16 protein-coding genes are annotated in these 15,321 nt (G+C 45.6%); 3 read left to right on the top strand and 13 right to left on the bottom strand.

What is annotated here, in order from left to right; translation table 11 throughout:
• The first annotated feature begins 3 nt into the window (after positions 1 to 3).
• A complete protein-coding gene (locus H3L97_RS06785) occupies positions 4 to 396 on the top strand; it encodes a PilZ domain-containing protein (RefSeq protein WP_097113518.1) in 393 nt (130 codons plus the stop codon).
• Between the two features lie 58 nt (positions 397 to 454).
• On the top strand, positions 455 to 1,231 hold the full coding sequence (locus H3L97_RS06780; RefSeq protein ID WP_097113519.1) for a TatD family hydrolase: 777 nt from the start codon (positions 455 to 457) through the stop codon (positions 1,229 to 1,231).
• A gap of 46 nt (positions 1,232 to 1,277) precedes the next feature.
• On the opposite strand, the gene trmA is transcribed toward H3L97_RS06780, so the two are convergent.
• From trmA to H3L97_RS06730, 10 genes are read right to left on the bottom strand one after another with little or no spacing between them, the layout of a single operon-like run.
• Entirely contained in the window at positions 1,278 to 2,363 is a 1,086-nt protein-coding gene (gene trmA, locus H3L97_RS06775; RefSeq protein WP_097113661.1) for a tRNA (uridine(54)-C5)-methyltransferase TrmA, read from the bottom strand.
• Between the two features lie 58 nt (positions 2,364 to 2,421).
• Positions 2,422 to 2,844, bottom strand: a complete 423-nt coding sequence (locus tag H3L97_RS06770) for a F0F1 ATP synthase subunit epsilon (RefSeq protein WP_097113520.1) — start codon at positions 2,842 to 2,844, stop codon at positions 2,422 to 2,424.
• A gap of 10 nt (positions 2,845 to 2,854) precedes the next feature.
• Positions 2,855 to 4,252 carry a F0F1 ATP synthase subunit beta gene (gene atpD, locus H3L97_RS06765; RefSeq protein ID WP_097113521.1) on the bottom strand — a complete coding sequence of 466 codons (1,398 nt, stop codon included), beginning with the start codon at positions 4,250 to 4,252 and terminating at the stop codon, positions 2,855 to 2,857.
• A gap of 40 nt (positions 4,253 to 4,292) precedes the next feature.
• A complete protein-coding gene (atpG, locus tag H3L97_RS06760; protein ID WP_097113522.1) occupies positions 4,293 to 5,171 on the bottom strand; it encodes a F0F1 ATP synthase subunit gamma in 879 nt (292 codons plus the stop codon).
• 34 nt (positions 5,172 to 5,205) lie between these two features.
• Positions 5,206 to 6,756: a F0F1 ATP synthase subunit alpha gene (atpA, locus tag H3L97_RS06755; RefSeq protein ID WP_097113523.1), complete on the bottom strand. Its 1,551-nt coding sequence runs from the start codon at positions 6,754 to 6,756 to the stop codon at positions 5,206 to 5,208.
• A gap of 10 nt (positions 6,757 to 6,766) precedes the next feature.
• On the bottom strand, positions 6,767 to 7,315 hold the full coding sequence (locus H3L97_RS06750) for a F0F1 ATP synthase subunit delta (RefSeq protein WP_097113524.1): 549 nt from the start codon (positions 7,313 to 7,315) through the stop codon (positions 6,767 to 6,769).
• A gap of 4 nt (positions 7,316 to 7,319) precedes the next feature.
• Positions 7,320 to 7,790, bottom strand: a complete 471-nt coding sequence (locus tag H3L97_RS06745) for a F0F1 ATP synthase subunit B (RefSeq protein ID WP_097113525.1) — start codon at positions 7,788 to 7,790, stop codon at positions 7,320 to 7,322.
• Positions 7,791 to 7,848: 58 nt separating this feature from the next.
• Entirely contained in the window at positions 7,849 to 8,082 is a 234-nt protein-coding gene (atpE, locus tag H3L97_RS06740; RefSeq protein ID WP_097113526.1) for a F0F1 ATP synthase subunit C, read from the bottom strand.
• Between the two features lie 49 nt (positions 8,083 to 8,131).
• Complete coding sequence (atpB, locus tag H3L97_RS06735; protein WP_097113527.1) at positions 8,132 to 8,998, bottom strand: F0F1 ATP synthase subunit A; 867 nt, start codon at positions 8,996 to 8,998, stop codon at positions 8,132 to 8,134.
• Positions 8,988 to 9,314: an ATP synthase subunit I gene (locus H3L97_RS06730; RefSeq protein WP_244958344.1), complete on the bottom strand. Its 327-nt coding sequence runs from the start codon at positions 9,312 to 9,314 to the stop codon at positions 8,988 to 8,990. The genes atpB and H3L97_RS06730 overlap by 11 nt, the downstream gene beginning before the upstream one ends.
• 342 nt (positions 9,315 to 9,656) lie before the next feature.
• On the opposite strand from H3L97_RS06730, the gene H3L97_RS06725 reads away from it, so the two are divergent.
• A complete protein-coding gene (locus H3L97_RS06725) occupies positions 9,657 to 10,385 on the top strand; it encodes a YebC/PmpR family DNA-binding transcriptional regulator (RefSeq protein ID WP_097113528.1) in 729 nt (242 codons plus the stop codon).
• A gap of 182 nt (positions 10,386 to 10,567) precedes the next feature.
• Here the strand turns inward: H3L97_RS06725 and H3L97_RS06720 are convergent, their stop codons facing one another.
• The 3 genes from H3L97_RS06720 to H3L97_RS06710 all read right to left on the bottom strand — a co-directional run bounded on the left by H3L97_RS06720 (position 10,568) and on the right by H3L97_RS06710 (position 15,320).
• A complete protein-coding gene (locus H3L97_RS06720) occupies positions 10,568 to 11,794 on the bottom strand; it encodes a capsule biosynthesis protein (protein WP_097113529.1) in 1,227 nt (408 codons plus the stop codon).
• A 442-nt stretch (positions 11,795 to 12,236) separates the two neighbouring features.
• The gene (locus tag H3L97_RS06715) at positions 12,237 to 14,519 is read right to left on the bottom strand and encodes an NADP-dependent malic enzyme (RefSeq protein WP_097113530.1); all 2,283 of its coding nucleotides are present in this window, start codon (positions 14,517 to 14,519) and stop codon (positions 12,237 to 12,239) included.
• 228 nt (positions 14,520 to 14,747) lie between these two features.
• Entirely contained in the window at positions 14,748 to 15,320 is a 573-nt protein-coding gene (locus H3L97_RS06710; RefSeq protein ID WP_097113531.1) for a FixH family protein, read from the bottom strand.
• Position 15,321: the final 1 nt, after the last annotated feature.

The raw sequence follows: 15,321 nt of genomic DNA, 5'->3' as shown, positions 1-15,321 counted from the left end.
AACATGAGTGCAGCACCACAAACCCCACCCCCAGCCGCCGCGCCCAAAGCCGCGCCAGCCAAAATGCTCAGTTTGCGCTTGGAAAGTAAGCCGATTATTTACGCCAGCTACATGTCATTTACCGAATTTGGTGGCGTGTTTGTGCCAACCGAAGAAAAATTTGACATGGGCAGCGAAGTCATGCTGATGTTGGAATTGGTTGGACCTTCCCAAACCGAAAAAATGCTTTTAAAAACCAATGTTTGCTGGATTAACAGCAACCCCAGTGCAGGCGGTCGCCCCAAAGGGATTGGCTTGGCATTCACCAAAGACGAAGCAGGCGTTAAAACCAAAGCCATTATTGAAGCCATTTTAACAGGCTTGTTGAGCAACGAACGTTCAACCTACACCCTGTGATTAACCCAAGCTGCGGCGGATTGTGTTTGACCGCAGCTTTTTTATTGTTAGAAAAATCATGTATTTAATTGATTCACATTGCCACATCAATTTTGAAGGACTGGGCAACAGGCTGCCTGAATTGTTTGAGAATATGACAAAAAATCAAGTCAAACAAGCCCTTGCCATCAGCGTGAGCCGCGAAACCTTTGCCGAAGTGCGCGACATTGCCGAACGCCACGACCACATTTTCGCCAGCGTAGGCATACACCCCGACAACCCCAACGCCGCCGAATTTACCTTTGACGAGTTGGTGCAACACGCCCAACACCCCAAAGTCATCGCCATTGGCGAAACGGGCTTGGATTACCATTGGTGTAGCGGCGATTTAACATGGCAACACGAGCGTTTCATCACCCACATTCAGGCAGCCAAACACGCCAAAATGCCTTTGGTGATACACACACGCAAATCCGCCGATGACACCCTGCGCGTCATGCAAGAACACCAAGCAGAACAAGCCGTTATGCACTGTTTTGCCGAAGACACGCGCATCGCCAAAATCGCTTTGGATTTGGGTTACTACATTTCCTTTTCAGGCATTGTTACCTTCAAAAATGCCAAAGACGTTCAGGCAGCCGCACAATATTGCCCGCTAGACCGCATTTTGGTGGAAACGGACGCGCCTTTTCTCGCGCCCACGCCCCATCGCGGCAAGCAAAATGAGCCTGCTTATGTTTTGCACACAGCAGAATTTTTGGCAAATTTGCGCGGCGACAGCTTGGAAAACATCGCTCACGCCACCTGCGAAAATTTCTATCGCCTGTTTCCCAAAGCCACACGGCTTGCTGCCTGAAAAGCAAAGCTGCCTGAATCGTTTTTCAGGCAGCTTTTTGTTGAATTTATGCCCGTTTTTTCAACAAAACCCCACTCTCAATGTGGTGCGTAAACGGAAATTGGTCAAACAAGGCAGCACGTTCCACCGTATGCGTTTCACTCAAAATATCCAAATTTTCTCGCAAAGTCAATGGGTTGCACGAAACATAAATCACATTATCAAATTGCGCGACCAATTTCAACGTTTCCGCGTCCACACCTGCGCGAGGCGGGTCAATAAAAATGGTTGAAAAATCATAAGATTGCAAATCAATGCCCTGCTCTTTCAAACGCTGAAATTCGCGGCTGCCTGAAAACACTGCTGTCAATTCCTCTGCCGACAAACGCGCAATGCGAATGTTGTCGCGCCCATTTGCCTGAATGTTCCACAAAGCCGCCGCCACCGAAGTTTTGGAAACTTCCGTAGCCAAGACCCGATTGAATTGCGTGGAAAGCGGCAAAGTGAAATTGCCATTGCCACAATACAATTCCAGCAAATCGCCACCCAAATCTGCCGCACAATCTTGCGCCCACGCCAACATTTGTTCACAAATTTTCGCATTTGGCTGGCTGAAACCACCTTCAATTTGGCGATAAACAAAATCCTGCCCAGCCACATTCAATTTCTCGGTAACAAAATCCTCTTTCAAAACAATTTTTTGTCCACGACTGCGCCCAATGATTTTGACCGACAATTTTTCTTGCAATTCACGCGCCGCCACTTCCCACTCTTCGCCCAATTTTTTGTGGTAAATCAAAGTCAGCAGCATTTCGCCACTCAAAGTTGCCAAAAATTCGCATTGATACCAACGCTCACGCAAAATCGGGCTGCCTGAAATTTCCGCCAACAATATGGGCATCAAATCATTGATGCTTTTTGCTGCGACAGGAAATTGCGTCAATTCAATCAAAGAATGCCGCCCAGCTTTTTGCCCTGCCTGAAACATGGCATAGCTGATGCGTTCGCCCTCATGCCAAATGCGAAATTCCGCCCGCATGCGATAATGTTCAGACAACGAAGGCACAATATGCCAATTTTCAATCGCAAAATCTTGCAATAACGATTGTAAATACTGAATTTTGTCATTTAATTGCTGTTGATACATATTTATCCTTATCAAACAAAAAGCCACTTCTGCCCGAAAACAGAAGTGGCTTTTTGATATTGCATTAACGTTTTTGCTGACGCAAATAATCCAAAGTTTTCAATTCGGCAATTGCTGCTGCCAATGCAGCCTGTGCTTTTGCCAAAGACTCGTCATCTTGCGCTTGCTTAATGCTTGATTCTGCTGCTTTTTTGGCAGCTTCGGCACGTTCAGCGTCCATTTCCTCACTGCGAATGGCAACATCTGCCAACACCGTGATTTTATGTGGATTCACTTCCAGCACCCCACCTGCCACCGCCACCAACACTTCTTGCGAAACATTGGGAACAGTTAAACGCAAAGAACCAGGGCGAACCAAGCTCATAATCGGCTCATGTCTTGGGTAAATGCCCAACTCACCATTCACAGTTGGCACCACAATAAAGCTGGCTTCACCTGAATAAATGGTTTCTTGGTTACTTACCACTTCAACTTGCATGATGCTCATGCTCGCCTCCTTAGCTTAACGTTTTGGCTTTCTCAACAGCTTCTTCAATACCGCCTACCATATAGAATGCTTGTTCAGGCAGGTGGTCGTATTCGCCAGAGAGAATGGCTTTAAAGCCAGCAATCGTATCGCGCAATGCCACATATTTACCAGGCGAACCTGTAAACACTTCCGCCACATGGAAAGGCTGCGACAAGAAACGTTGGATTTTACGCGCACGCATAACGGTCAATTTGTCTTCATCAGACAACTCGTCCATACCCAAAATGGCGATGATGTCGCGCAACTCTTTGTATTTTTGCAAAGTAGATTGAACGCCACGCGCCACATCATAATGCTCTTGACCCAAAACCATGGGGTCCAGTTGGCGTGAAGTGGAATCCAATGGGTCTACCGCAGGATAAATACCCAAAGAAGCAATGTCACGGCTCAATACCACCGTTGCATCCAAATGCGCGAATGTGGTTGCAGGAGAAGGGTCAGTCAAGTCGTCCGCAGGAACGTAAACTGCCTGAATGGACGTAATCGAACCTGTTTGCGTAGAAGTAATGCGCTCTTGCAAGCGACCCATTTCTTCCGCCAACGTAGGTTGATAACCCACCGCAGAAGGCATACGACCCAACAAAGCAGACACTTCTGTACCTGCCAAAGTGTAGCGATAAATGTTGTCCACAAAGAACAACACATCGCGACCTTTGCCGTTTTCGTCTTTTTCATCACGGAAATGTTCAGCCATAGACAAACCTGTCAAAGCAACACGCAAACGGTTGCCTGGTGGTTCATTCATCTGACCGTAAACCATTGCCACTTTGTCCAACACGTTGGAATCTTTCATCTCGTGGTAGAAGTCATTACCTTCACGAGTACGCTCGCCCACACCCGCAAATACGGACAAACCACTGTGTGCTTTGGCGATGTTGTTAATCAATTCCATCATATTTACGGTTTTGCCCACACCTGCACCACCAAACAGACCCACTTTACCACCTTTTGCAAATGGGCAAAGTAAATCAATCACTTTGATGCCTGTTTCCAACAATTCGGTTGTGCTGGACAATTCATCAAATTTAGGTGCTGGCTGATGAATCGCACGGAATTGGTCGGCACCAATATCACCTGCTTCATCAACGGGATTACCCAATACGTCCATAATGCGACCCAGCGTAGCCCTACCCACAGGCACAGTAATTGGCGCACCTGTATTATTGACCGCTAAGCCACGTTTCAAACCATCGGTACTGCCCATCGCAATGGTACGCACCACGCCATCGCCTAATTGTTGTTGCACTTCCAAAGTCAGTTCAACATCAACCAGTTTCAATGCATCGTAAACGCGTGGAATCGCATCGCGTGGAAATTCCACATCAACGACTGCACCAATGATTTGTACGATTTTGCCTTGGCTCATTATCGTATCCTAATCTTTATTCAGACAGTTTCAGGCTGCCTTAAACGGCTGCTGCCCCTGCCACAATTTCTGACAATTCTGTGGTAATTGCTGCTTGACGTGATTTGTTGTACACCAAACGCAATTCTTTAATGGCATTACCCGCATTATCGGTTGCTGCTTTCATTGCAACCATACGCGCAGCCTGTTCTGATGCCATATTGTCGCACAATGCTTGATAAACCACAGATTCCAAATAACGGCGAACCAAATATTCCAATACCACTTGTGGGCTTGGCTCGTAACGATAGTCCCAATTAAACTTACTGTCTGATTCCACTTTTTCATTCAAAATGTGCTGACCAATCGGCAACAACACTTCAGAACGTGTTTCCTGTTTCATGGTATTGATGAAACCAGAGTAGATTAAATGAATGGTATCCAATTCGCCATTTTCATAACGCTTAAAAAACTCGTTCAAAGGGCCAAGCAAAACTTCCATTTTTGGGGTATCGCCCAAGTTGGTTGAACTTGCTACCACATTCAAACCCACGCGTTGGCAAGCTGCCAAGCCTTTGCTGCCCAAACACACCACTTCTGTTTCAATTCCTTGCTGTTGGTAATCTTGTACTTGGGCAAAGAATTTTTTCAACAGATTGGCATTCAAGCCGCCACATAAACCTTTGTCGGTGGTAATCAGAACGAAACCCACACGCTTGATTTCGCTGCGGCTTTCCAACATTTTCAAACCATGGTATTCATTGGTTTGGGCAAGTTGGTTCATCACCAATCTGACTTTTTCGGCATAAGGTCTTGCCAAACGCATGCGTTCTTGAGTCTTGCGCATTTTAGAGGTTGATACCATTTGCATCGCTTTGGTGATTTTTTGCGTATTTTGTACGCTGCGAATCTTGGTAAGAATCTCTTTTCCAACTGCCATGTTTCAGACTCCTTCTGTAAAAATCACTCGGGGATTAAGCCGCGTATTTGTTAGAAGTCTTAAACACTTTCATGGCTTCTGTCAGTGTTTTCTCTTGTTCATCAGACAATGCACCTGCTGCATTTACTGCATCAAGCAAATCACTGTGTTGCGAACGCACATACGCCAAGAAATCAGCCTCAAAAGCCAAAGCTTTTGATACAGGCACATCAGAATATGAACCGTTATTGATTGCCCATAAAGTCAATGCCATTTCAGCCGTATTTAAGGTATTGAATTGTTTTTGTTTCATCAATTCAGTAACCACTTCGCCGTGCTGCAATTGTTTGCGTGTTGCATCGTCCAAATCGGAAGCAAATTGCGAGAACGCTGCCAATTCACGGTATTGTGCCAATGCCAAACGAATGCCGCCACCCAATTTTTTGATGACTTTGGTTTGAGCTGCACCACCCACGCGAGATACCGAAATACCTGCATTGATTGCGGGACGAATACCTGAATTGAACAAATCGGTTTCCAAGAAAATTTGACCGTCAGTAATGGAAATCACGTTGGTGGGTACGAATGCAGATACGTCGCCAGCTTGTGTTTCAATAATAGGCAAGGCAGTCAAAGAACCTGTTTTGCCTTTTACTTCACCATTGGTCAATTTTTCCACTTCATCGGCATTGATACGCGCAGCGCGTTCCAACAAGCGAGAGTGCAAGTAGAATACATCGCCAGGGTAAGCTTCACGACCTGGTGGGCGACGCAACAGCAAAGAAATTTGACGATAAGCCACTGCTTGTTTGGACAAATCATCGTAAACAATCAGTGCATCTTCGCCAATATCGCGGAAGTATTCGCCCATGGTGCAGCCTGCATAAGGTGCAATAAATTGCAATGCTGCTGCTTCAGATGCAGTTGCTGCCACCACGATGGTGTGCGCCATTGCACCGTGTTCTTCCAATTTGCGAACCACGTTGGCAATGGAAGAGGCTTTTTGACCCACAGCCACATAAATACAAACAACGCCTGTGCCTTTTTGATTGACAATCGCGTCCAAAGCAACCGCCGTTTTACCAGTTTGACGGTCGCCAATAATCAATTCACGCTGACCGCGTCCAACTGGAACCATTGAATCAATTGCTTTAATGCCAGTTTGCATAGGCTGGTCAACGGATTGACGCGCAATCACGCCCGGCGCAATTTTTTCAATAGGTGCTGTTTTGCTGGTATTGATTGGACCTTTACCATCAATGGGCTGACCCAAAGCATTCACAACACGACCTACCAACTCGCGACCAATCGGCACTTCCAAGATGCGACCTGTGCATTTCACTTCATCGCCTTCTTTGATGTGTTCATATTCACCCAGTACCACTGCGCCAACTGAATCACGTTCCAAATTCATCGCTAAGCCGAAAGTATTATCTGGAAATTCCAGCATTTCGCCTTGCATTACATCTGACAAGCCATGCACCCGAACAATACCATCTGTTACAGAGATAACCGTACCACGAGTACGAACTTCTTGTTTGGTATTATTCAAGTTTTCAATTTTGGCTTTCAGCAAATCACTGATTTCAGCAGGATTAAGCTGCATGAAAACTCTCCTAATTTGTCAAAGTCGTATATAAAGCCTGTAATTTGGCTTGTACCGACAAATCCAATACTTGGTCGTCCACTTCTACTTTAATGCCCCCAATCAATTCGGGTGCCAATTTAAAGGTAGCTTGCAAACGTGTATTAAAATGTTGTTCCAAATCGCTGATGATTTTTGCTCTTTGACCTTCGCTGGCAATTTCGTAAGCTGTGTAAACAATCGCTTCTTTTGTGTGATTACCAGCCAATGATAAACTTTTGTATTGAGCATAAATTTCAGGCAGAACAGCCAATCTTTTTTCTTGCGCAACCACTTGTACAAAACTTTTAAACTCTTTATTTTTGGCAATTTTGGTGTTACTCAATAAAGCCAATAATTCGCTTGCTTGTTCTGTACTGTTTTTATCAACTTGGCTGAGTGCATCAACCACTGTGGATTGTTGCATCAGCCAAGCCAGTTCTGCAAGACTGCCCAGCCAGTTTTCAACTTGCTCTGTTTCGGTAGCAAGTTGAAATAAGGCTTTTGCATAAGGGCGAGCAACAGTTGCGAACTCAATCATAAGCTTAAAGCTCCTGTTTTAAGGCACTCAACATTTTGGCATGTTGTGCTTCATCTACTTCACGACGTAAAATAGCTTCTGCACCTTTTACTGCCAATGTTGCAACTTGCTCGCGCAAGGTTTCGCGGGCGCGGTTGATTTCTTGCTCCACATCCGCTTTTGCTTGTGCTGTAATACGAGCAGCTTCTGTTTCAGCTTGGCTTTTTGCCTCTTCAACCAGTTGATTTGCTCGTTTTTCAGCATTACCTACCATTTCGGCAACCTGTGCGCGACCTTCTGCCAAGAGTTCTGCAACTTTCTTTTCAGCCTGCTCAAAATCACTTTTACCGCGCTCGGCTGCAGCCAAGCCTTCTGCGATTTTATCGGCGCGCTCATCAAGTGCTTTTGCGATTGGTGGCCATACATATTTAATTGTAAAACTAACCAAAATAGCAAAAACAATCAATTGCGCAATTAAAGTTACATTTAAATTCACTTTATTTAACCTTCGTATCAGGGTTAATCAAATCCGTGCATAACATATGCACACGGAATTAGCCACCGAACGGATTAACGAAAGCAAACAACAAGGCGATGGCAACACCAATCAAGAACGCAGCGTCAATCAGACCAGCAATCAAGAACAATTTAGTTTGCAATGGACCAATCAATTCAGGCTGACGCGCAGAAGATTCCAAGTATTTAGAACCTACCATAGCGATACCGATTGACGCACCCAATGCGCCCAAAGCCACAATCAAGCCACATGCAATAGCAATCAGACCCATGTTTTAAACTCCTCAAAGGAAAGGTTGAAAAAGAAAGGAAAAAGTTGGTTTAGTGGTGGTCATGAGCTTGACCGATGTAAACAAAAGTCAATGCCATGAAAATAAATGCTTGTAGGGTAATAATCAAAATGTGGAAAATCGCCCAAGCTGCACCTGCAATAATATGGAAGATGAACAAAACAGGATCCATTAAGCCTACGCTGCCTGAAGCACCCCAAGCACCACCCAAAAGCGCAATCAGCAAAAATACCAATTCGCCTGCATACATATTACCAAATAACCGCATACCGTGCGAAACGGTTTTGGATAAAAATTCCAAAATATTCAAAATGAAGTTAGCGGGTGCCAACCACACACCAAATGGTGCGGTAAACAATTCATGAATCCAGCCACCCAAGCCTTTGATTTTAACGCTATAATAAATACAGAACAACAAAACACCAATTGCCAATGCCAATGATGTGTTCAAATCGGCCGTTGGTACAACACGCAACAAGGCATGGTGTTCGCCTGTCATGCCCTGCCAAATGCGTGGCAATAAATCAACAGGCAGTAAATCCATGGCGTTCATCAGGAAAATCCACACAAACAATGCCAAACCCAATGGCGCAACCACTTTGCGTGATGATTCTTGATGAATGATGCTTTTGCACATGTCATCTACAAATTCGTACAACAATTCTATGGCTGCCTGAAAACGATTTGGCACACCTGCTGTGGCGGCTTTTGCACCACGGAATAAAATGTAGCTACCCAATACACCCAACAAAATGGAGTAAAAAACGGCATCTAAATTGATATATGAAAAATCGGCAATATTTTGTAAACCTTGCCCTTGCGTTACATCGGTTAGACTGGTTAAGCTTTGTAAGTGGTGTTTGATGTAATCCGCAGAAGTAACTGTTTCACCTGCCATAACGATAAACCTTCAAAAAAAATAAAAAAACCAAATGACTTACAGCCAGCAATCCGACAAAAAAGGACAAAAAGTGCATTTTCGGATAAATCAAAAATGAGCTGACCATTAAAATGAGCGCAAGTGTGATTTTCAAACCTGCGGATACCATAAATGAGACACCAGCCAACTGGGGATAGGGCTTTAATCTGTGTACCACATAAACTGCCAATAAGGTGGGCAAGGTGTAGGACAAACCGCCCAACAGCAGTGATATTGCCCAATTTTGACCGCCCCACAAATAAGCCAGCAGCACCAACACAGCTAAAATCATCATTTGGCTTGTTGGCAATTTACTCATAAAATTTGACTTTTCGCTGCTGTTCAAATGATGCAAATATTAAAGAAAACATGAGTTTTCGTCAAGAGAAATGTTAATTTTCGTCAATGCTTATTTGCTTGCTGTTTACAGCATGGGCAATTAAGTTCATCAATTACAAAGGCTTTCATTTTACATGACTTAATCTGGGATTTCTATTTATTTTTTTCGTTTGAAATCTTTTAATTGCTGTTATTTGGTGTTAATTGGTGTGGTTTTTGTGTTAGGGCTGCCTGAAACTTATGGGGCGATTATGTTAAAATCATGCTTTTATTTGACTTAATTCAAAGGATTTTGATTATGGCTGGACACAGTAAATGGGCTAACATTCAGCACAAAAAAGCCCGTGTTGATGCACAACGTGGCAAAATTTTTACCAAATTAATCAAGGAAATCACGGTTGCTGCCAAGCAAGGCGGTGGCGACCCTGCTGCCAATCCTCGCTTGCGCTTGGCTATGGACAAGGCTTGGGACGCGAATATGCCCAAAGACAATGTGCAACGCGCCATTGACAAAGGCACGGGCAATTTGGAAGGCGTGGATTACATTGAATTGCGCTATGAGGGCTATGGCATTGGCGGGGCTGCCTTAATGGTGGATTGCATGACCGACAACAAAACGCGCACGGTTGCCGATGTGCGCCATGCTTTTACCAAACATGGCGGCAATTTGGGCACAGACGGCTGCGTGGCATTCAATTTCGTGCATCAGGGTTATTTGGTGTTTACCGATGCCGATGAAGATGCGCTGATGGAAGCGGCTTTGGAAGCCGGCGCGGAAGATGTGATTGTGGACGATGAAGGCGTGATTGAAGTGATTACCGCCCCGAATGATTGGGCTGGCATTAAGGCGGCTTTGGAACAGGCAGGTTTCACTTCGGTTGATGGCGATGTTACCATGCGCGCGCAAAATGAAACCGTTTTGACAGGCGATGACGCAGCAAAAATGCAAAAATTGCTGGACGCTTTGGAAAGTTTGGACGATGTGCAAAATGTGTACACGTCTGCGGTTTTGCATTTTGATGAATAAGGCAAACGGTGCAGCCTGAAATGGCTTTTCAGGCTGCCTTTTTACCGCGCTACAAAATTAAAGTTTTGCCTTTGGCGACTGACTTTTTAAAAAAGTAAGTCAAATACCTTAATGCTGAATTTTTGTAGCGTAAATCAAAGCTGCCTGAAATGCCCCATTTTGGCGTTTCAGGCAGCTTTGATTTATGTTGGCAAGTTCACTTTACTGTAAAAACTGCCGTGAATTTGCGTCATATTCAAATGATAAGCGCGGTAGGCTTCAAACAATTTGGCATTGGGTGCTTGCGGTTTGTGCCAAAAATCGGCTAAATCTTGTTGGTCGGTCAAACCTGCCATATCGTAATGGGCGCGCCCCAGCACTTTCACAGGCATATTGTGAATCAGGGCAGACAAGCCACTGGTGCTGTTCAACGTTACCATACCCACACCGTAGCGCAAAAACACGGGCAAAGGCACATCATGCACATAATGCACGCGCCCAATTAAATGCGGCTGTTGCGCGATAAATTGGCGAATGTCATCGGCATAATCAATGAACCCCCTGTCCATGGGGTGGTGTTTAATCAGCAACTGGGTGTGGTCGGGCGCATGCTGGGCAAACGATTGCAACACATACAACAAAAATTCACGCACACTGCCAAAATCGCTGTGTATGCGAACTTGGCTGTCGTTGAACACCTGCAAGGGCAAAACGAAAAATCGCCCAAATCGCCCCTGTTTGATTTTGTTCACAAACCAACGTTCGCTCACGGCATAATAGGCGCGTTTGCAGCCTGAAATCAGCCACAACTTCACATAATGCGGAATTTCATGAAAACGATGATGGCGATAGCTCGGAAAATCGCGCCGCCCAAAATACATCGCGCCATAATAACGCATTGCCAGTTGCGCCACAGGCAAAAATCCCCCACGCACAGGCGGTGGATTCAAATCGGCTTGTTTGGGCAAATGTGGCAACTGCGCCACAAAAAAATCGGCATCGCGTGGCAAAGGCGAATGGGCATTCACGCCCGTTTGCTCCAAAGTAACCCAAAATGGGCGAAAATAGCCTTCTTCAAACACCCAAAATTGGGTTTCAGGCAGCGTTTGGCAAATTTGCTTGGCAATGTTGTGATAAGCCCGATTGTCGCCAAAACACACCACCGCATCAATTTGATTTTTCTGAATAAAATCACGCAAATAAATGTGAAAATCCGACAAATTGTCTTTATAAGCAAAGGTGCGTGGACTGTGGGCAGGATAAAACAACTCATCGCCACAATTTAGGTTGATTTTGAACACTTCACAATGGCGTTGCGTGAGCCAATCCGCCAACTGCCGAAAAAAACCACCAATGGGACCTTGCAGCAACAAAATGCGGCGATTGGCAGCCAGCCTGAATAAATTGGGCAAAAGGGTTGCGCTGGACATAACAAAAACGATTCTTATTTAAAAATTTAATAAAAATAGATTGCGAATTATACACACACTTGCCCATTAGCCGAATTTGTCTTGTGTTAAAGCTGGGTAAAACCGTTTTGTGGGCAACATTTCAACACACAGGACAACACATAAGGCATCGCCCCATGCCATTACCCTGATTGGGACGAGGTTACACCCCGACCCAATATCATGAATAATCCATTAAAAAATAGGGGCTAATGACAATTTGGGCGCGAAGTTGGTTTTTCAGGCAAAATTGCCAAATTCAAGGAAAAAATGCGAGTCAATGCCACCCATTGGCGCGTATTTTTGACGCAGAAGTTGGCGATTTTGATGAAAAAACAATCGCGAAACGAATTGTCATTAGCCCCTAGGATAAAAGCTGCCTGAAAATGGCTGTCAGGCAGCTTTGCGTCAAACAAAAAGCAAATTATTTGGCACGTTGTGCATCAACCGCCGCCAACACCGCCATGTTCACAATGCGGCGTGTATTGGAAATGGGCGTAACAATGTGTACAGGTTTGTTTAAGCCCATCAGGATTGGTCCAATGGTAATGCCATTGGTTGCGCTTGCCAACATCATGTTGTAGCTGATGTTGGCGGCTTCCACACTGGGCATCACCAACAGATTTGCGCTGCCTGAAAGCGTGGTTTCGGGGAAAACCTGTTTGCGCATTTTTTCGTCAAACGCCAAATCGGCTTGCATTTCGCCGTCCACTTCCAAAGTGGGGTCAATGTAGCGCAACAATGCCAAAGCCTCGCTCATTTTGCGCGATTCGGCATTTTGCAATGAGCCATAGTTGGAATTGGAAATCAACGCCACTTTGGGTTGAATGCCAAACAATTTCATTTTATTGGCACTCATGTAAGCACAATGCGCCAACTGCTCGGCGGTGGGGTTGTCGGTAACATAGGTGTCGGTGATGAAGAAATTGCCTTTGTTGGTAATCACGGCATTCATCGCAAAGGCGTTGTTTTGTGCGTTGTCGTATTCCAACACATCTTCCAACACTTTGAAATGGTCGCGGTAACGCCCTACTGTGCCGCACACCATGCCATCGGCATGACCCAAACGCACCATCATCGCACCAATCAGCGTGTGGTTTGCCATCAAACGTTTACGCGCCATTTCTGGGGTAACGCCTTTGCGTTGTTGCAATTCGTAGTAAAGTTTCCAGCTTTCTTCGTAGTGGGGATTGTCCACCAAATCCACCAAATCAAAATCTTTGCCTGCCTGAATGGTCAAACCCTGTGCGACAATGCGTGATTCAATGATGTCTTTGCGACCCACCAAAATGGGGTAAGCGCATTTTTGTGTTACCAGTTGCTGCGCGGCGTGCAATACGCGGTCGTCTTCGCCTTCTGCCAACACAATGCGTTTGATGTCGGTACGCGCTTGGGCAAACACGGGGCGCATAATCAGGCTGGTTTTGTCAATTTGTTGATTGAGCTTGTCAATGTAGGCACCCATATCGCTAATGGGGCGCGTTGCCACGCCAGAATCCATGGCTGCCTGCGCCACAGCAGGGGCAATGCGTGAAATCAAACGTGGGTCAAACGGTTTGGGAATCAAATATTCTGCACCGAATTTCAGGCTGGCATCGCCATACGCGCCTGCCACCACATCGTTGGATTCTTCCATCGCCAAATCGGCAATGGCACGAACGGTTGCCAATTTCATTTCTTCGTTGATGGTGCTTGCGCCCACGTCCAACGCGCCACGGAAAATGAAAGGGAAACACAGCACATTGTTCACTTGATTGGGGAAATCGGAGCGACCCGTGCCGATAATCACATCGGGACGCGCTTCTTTGGCAACAGGCGGCCAAATTTCGGGATTGGGGTTTGCCATGGCAAACACAATGGGTTGTGCATTCATGGTTTTCAGCATTTCAGGCAGCAACACGTTTGCGCTGGACAAGCCCAAGAAAATGTCTTTGCCCACCACCGCATCGCCCAACACGCGCTGACCATTGTCGGCAATGGCATAGCGAATTTTGCTTTCGTCCATGCGTTCGCGGTCTTCGCGGGTTTGGTAAATCACGCCTTTGGAATCGCACACGGTCATGTTTTCGCGTTTCATGCCCAAAGCCACGAGCAAATCCAAACACGCAATCGCTGCCGCACCTGCACCTGAACACACCAGCGAAACATCTTCAATTTTTTTGCCCACAAAACGCAAGGCGTTCAAAACGGCGGCGGCGGTAATGATGGCTGTGCCGTGTTGGTCATCGTGGAAAATGGGAATATTGCAACGTTCGCGCAATTTTTTTTCAATGTAGAAACACTCTGGGGCTTTGATGTCTTCCAAATTGATGCCGCCAAAGGTGGGTTCTAATGAGGCGATGATTTCCACCAATTTGTCGGGGTCGGTTTCGTTGATTTCAATGTCAAACACGTCAATATTGGCGAATTTTTTGAACAATACGCCTTTGCCTTCCATAACGGGTTTGCTGGCTTCGGGCCCGATGTTGCCCAAACCCAATACGGCTGTACCATTGGAAATCACCGCCACCAAATTGCCACGCGCGGTGTAGCGATATGACTTGCTGGTGTCGGCATGAATTTCCATGCAAGGCACAGCAACCCCTGGCGAATACGCCAAAGACAAATCATATTGTGTTGCCAAAGGCTTGGTGGGCGCAACTTGAATTTTGCCAGGTACGGGAAATTCGTGGAAATTCAGTGCTGCTTCTCTTAAATGTTCGTCCATAATTCGGGTCTTTCTGTGTGAAAAAATCAAAAGGGGAAAATCAAAACGATTGTACTCTTATTACAGGCTGCCTGAAAGACCGTGAGCCAAGAAAAAATGGCTTTCATCATCACAAAAACTGATGAGGCAATTCAATTTAACCGATTGCCGTAAAACAAAAAGTGCCAATTTGCCATGGCGATACCAATATTTAAAGCTGCCTGAATCCCCGTTCAGGCAGCTTTCATTTTACTGCACCGCAGATGCCGCCGACACCTTTTCATGCGACAACACTTTAACCGCATTGACATTCGGTTTCAAATTGATGGCATAGCCTTGGCTGGGCAACCATTTTTCTTCCACCTTCCACACGCCAGCTTCATCTTCCAAACGCACATACCAATGCACGGTTTTGGGCAAAGCATTAAATTGCACCGCATATTCGGTTTTGTCGCCCGACACGCTGCCTGAATCGGCTTTTAACGTTAAGGTTTGGTCTAGGCTTTTTTTGGCGGGGTGCATAAACAGCAATTTCAAAGGGGCTTTGCGGTCGTAATCGCCACTTACAAACACTTTTGCTGATGTGGCTTCGGGGTTAATCAGCACTTGTGCTTCAATTTGGCGTTTGACCGCTTGCACATCGCGTTCAATGTGCAAATTGATGTGTTTGCCGTCTTTGTAATAGTCGTCTGTTACCAAATCGGCGGCATTGCTTTGCGCCAAACCAAACGTGAAAAACGCCGCAATGATGACAATAATGGGTCCAGACATCAAAATCCAAAATACAGGCTGTTTATAAAAAGGGTCGGTTTCTTTTGCCATG

Source organism: Alysiella filiformis, from assembly GCF_014054525.1.
Lineage (GTDB): Bacteria > Pseudomonadota > Gammaproteobacteria > Burkholderiales > Neisseriaceae > Simonsiella > Simonsiella filiformis.
This window is presented reverse-complemented; position numbering and strand designations above follow the sequence as displayed.

Excerpts from the sequence above, each read along its gene's own strand:
- H3L97_RS06780 (WP_097113519.1), top strand. The coding sequence starts at position 455 with ATGTATTTAATTGATTCACATTGCCACATCAATTTTGAAGGACTGGGC.
- atpG (WP_097113522.1), bottom strand. The coding sequence starts at position 5,171 with ATGGCAGTTGGAAAAGAGATTCTTACCAAGATTCGCAGCGTACAAAAT.
- atpE (WP_097113526.1), bottom strand. The coding sequence starts at position 8,082 with ATGGGTCTGATTGCTATTGCATGTGGCTTGATTGTGGCTTTGGGCGCA.
- atpB (WP_097113527.1), bottom strand. The coding sequence starts at position 8,998 with ATGGCAGGTGAAACAGTTACTTCTGCGGATTACATCAAACACCACTTA.
- H3L97_RS06710 (WP_097113531.1), bottom strand. The coding sequence starts at position 15,320 with ATGGCAAAAGAAACCGACCCTTTTTATAAACAGCCTGTATTTTGGATT.
- H3L97_RS06770 (WP_097113520.1), bottom strand. The coding sequence starts at position 2,844 with ATGAGCATCATGCAAGTTGAAGTGGTAAGTAACCAAGAAACCATTTAT.
- H3L97_RS06750 (WP_097113524.1), bottom strand. The coding sequence starts at position 7,315 with ATGATTGAGTTCGCAACTGTTGCTCGCCCTTATGCAAAAGCCTTATTT.
- H3L97_RS06730 (WP_244958344.1), bottom strand. The coding sequence starts at position 9,314 with ATGATGATTTTAGCTGTGTTGGTGCTGCTGGCTTATTTGTGGGGCGGT.
- atpD (WP_097113521.1), bottom strand. The coding sequence starts at position 4,252 with ATGAGCCAAGGCAAAATCGTACAAATCATTGGTGCAGTCGTTGATGTG.
- H3L97_RS06720 (WP_097113529.1), bottom strand. The coding sequence starts at position 11,794 with ATGTCCAGCGCAACCCTTTTGCCCAATTTATTCAGGCTGGCTGCCAAT.
- H3L97_RS06785 (WP_097113518.1), top strand. The coding sequence starts at position 4 with ATGAGTGCAGCACCACAAACCCCACCCCCAGCCGCCGCGCCCAAAGCC.
- atpA (WP_097113523.1), bottom strand. The coding sequence starts at position 6,756 with ATGCAGCTTAATCCTGCTGAAATCAGTGATTTGCTGAAAGCCAAAATT.
- H3L97_RS06725 (WP_097113528.1), top strand. The coding sequence starts at position 9,657 with ATGGCTGGACACAGTAAATGGGCTAACATTCAGCACAAAAAAGCCCGT.
- H3L97_RS06715 (WP_097113530.1), bottom strand. The coding sequence starts at position 14,519 with ATGGACGAACATTTAAGAGAAGCAGCACTGAATTTCCACGAATTTCCC.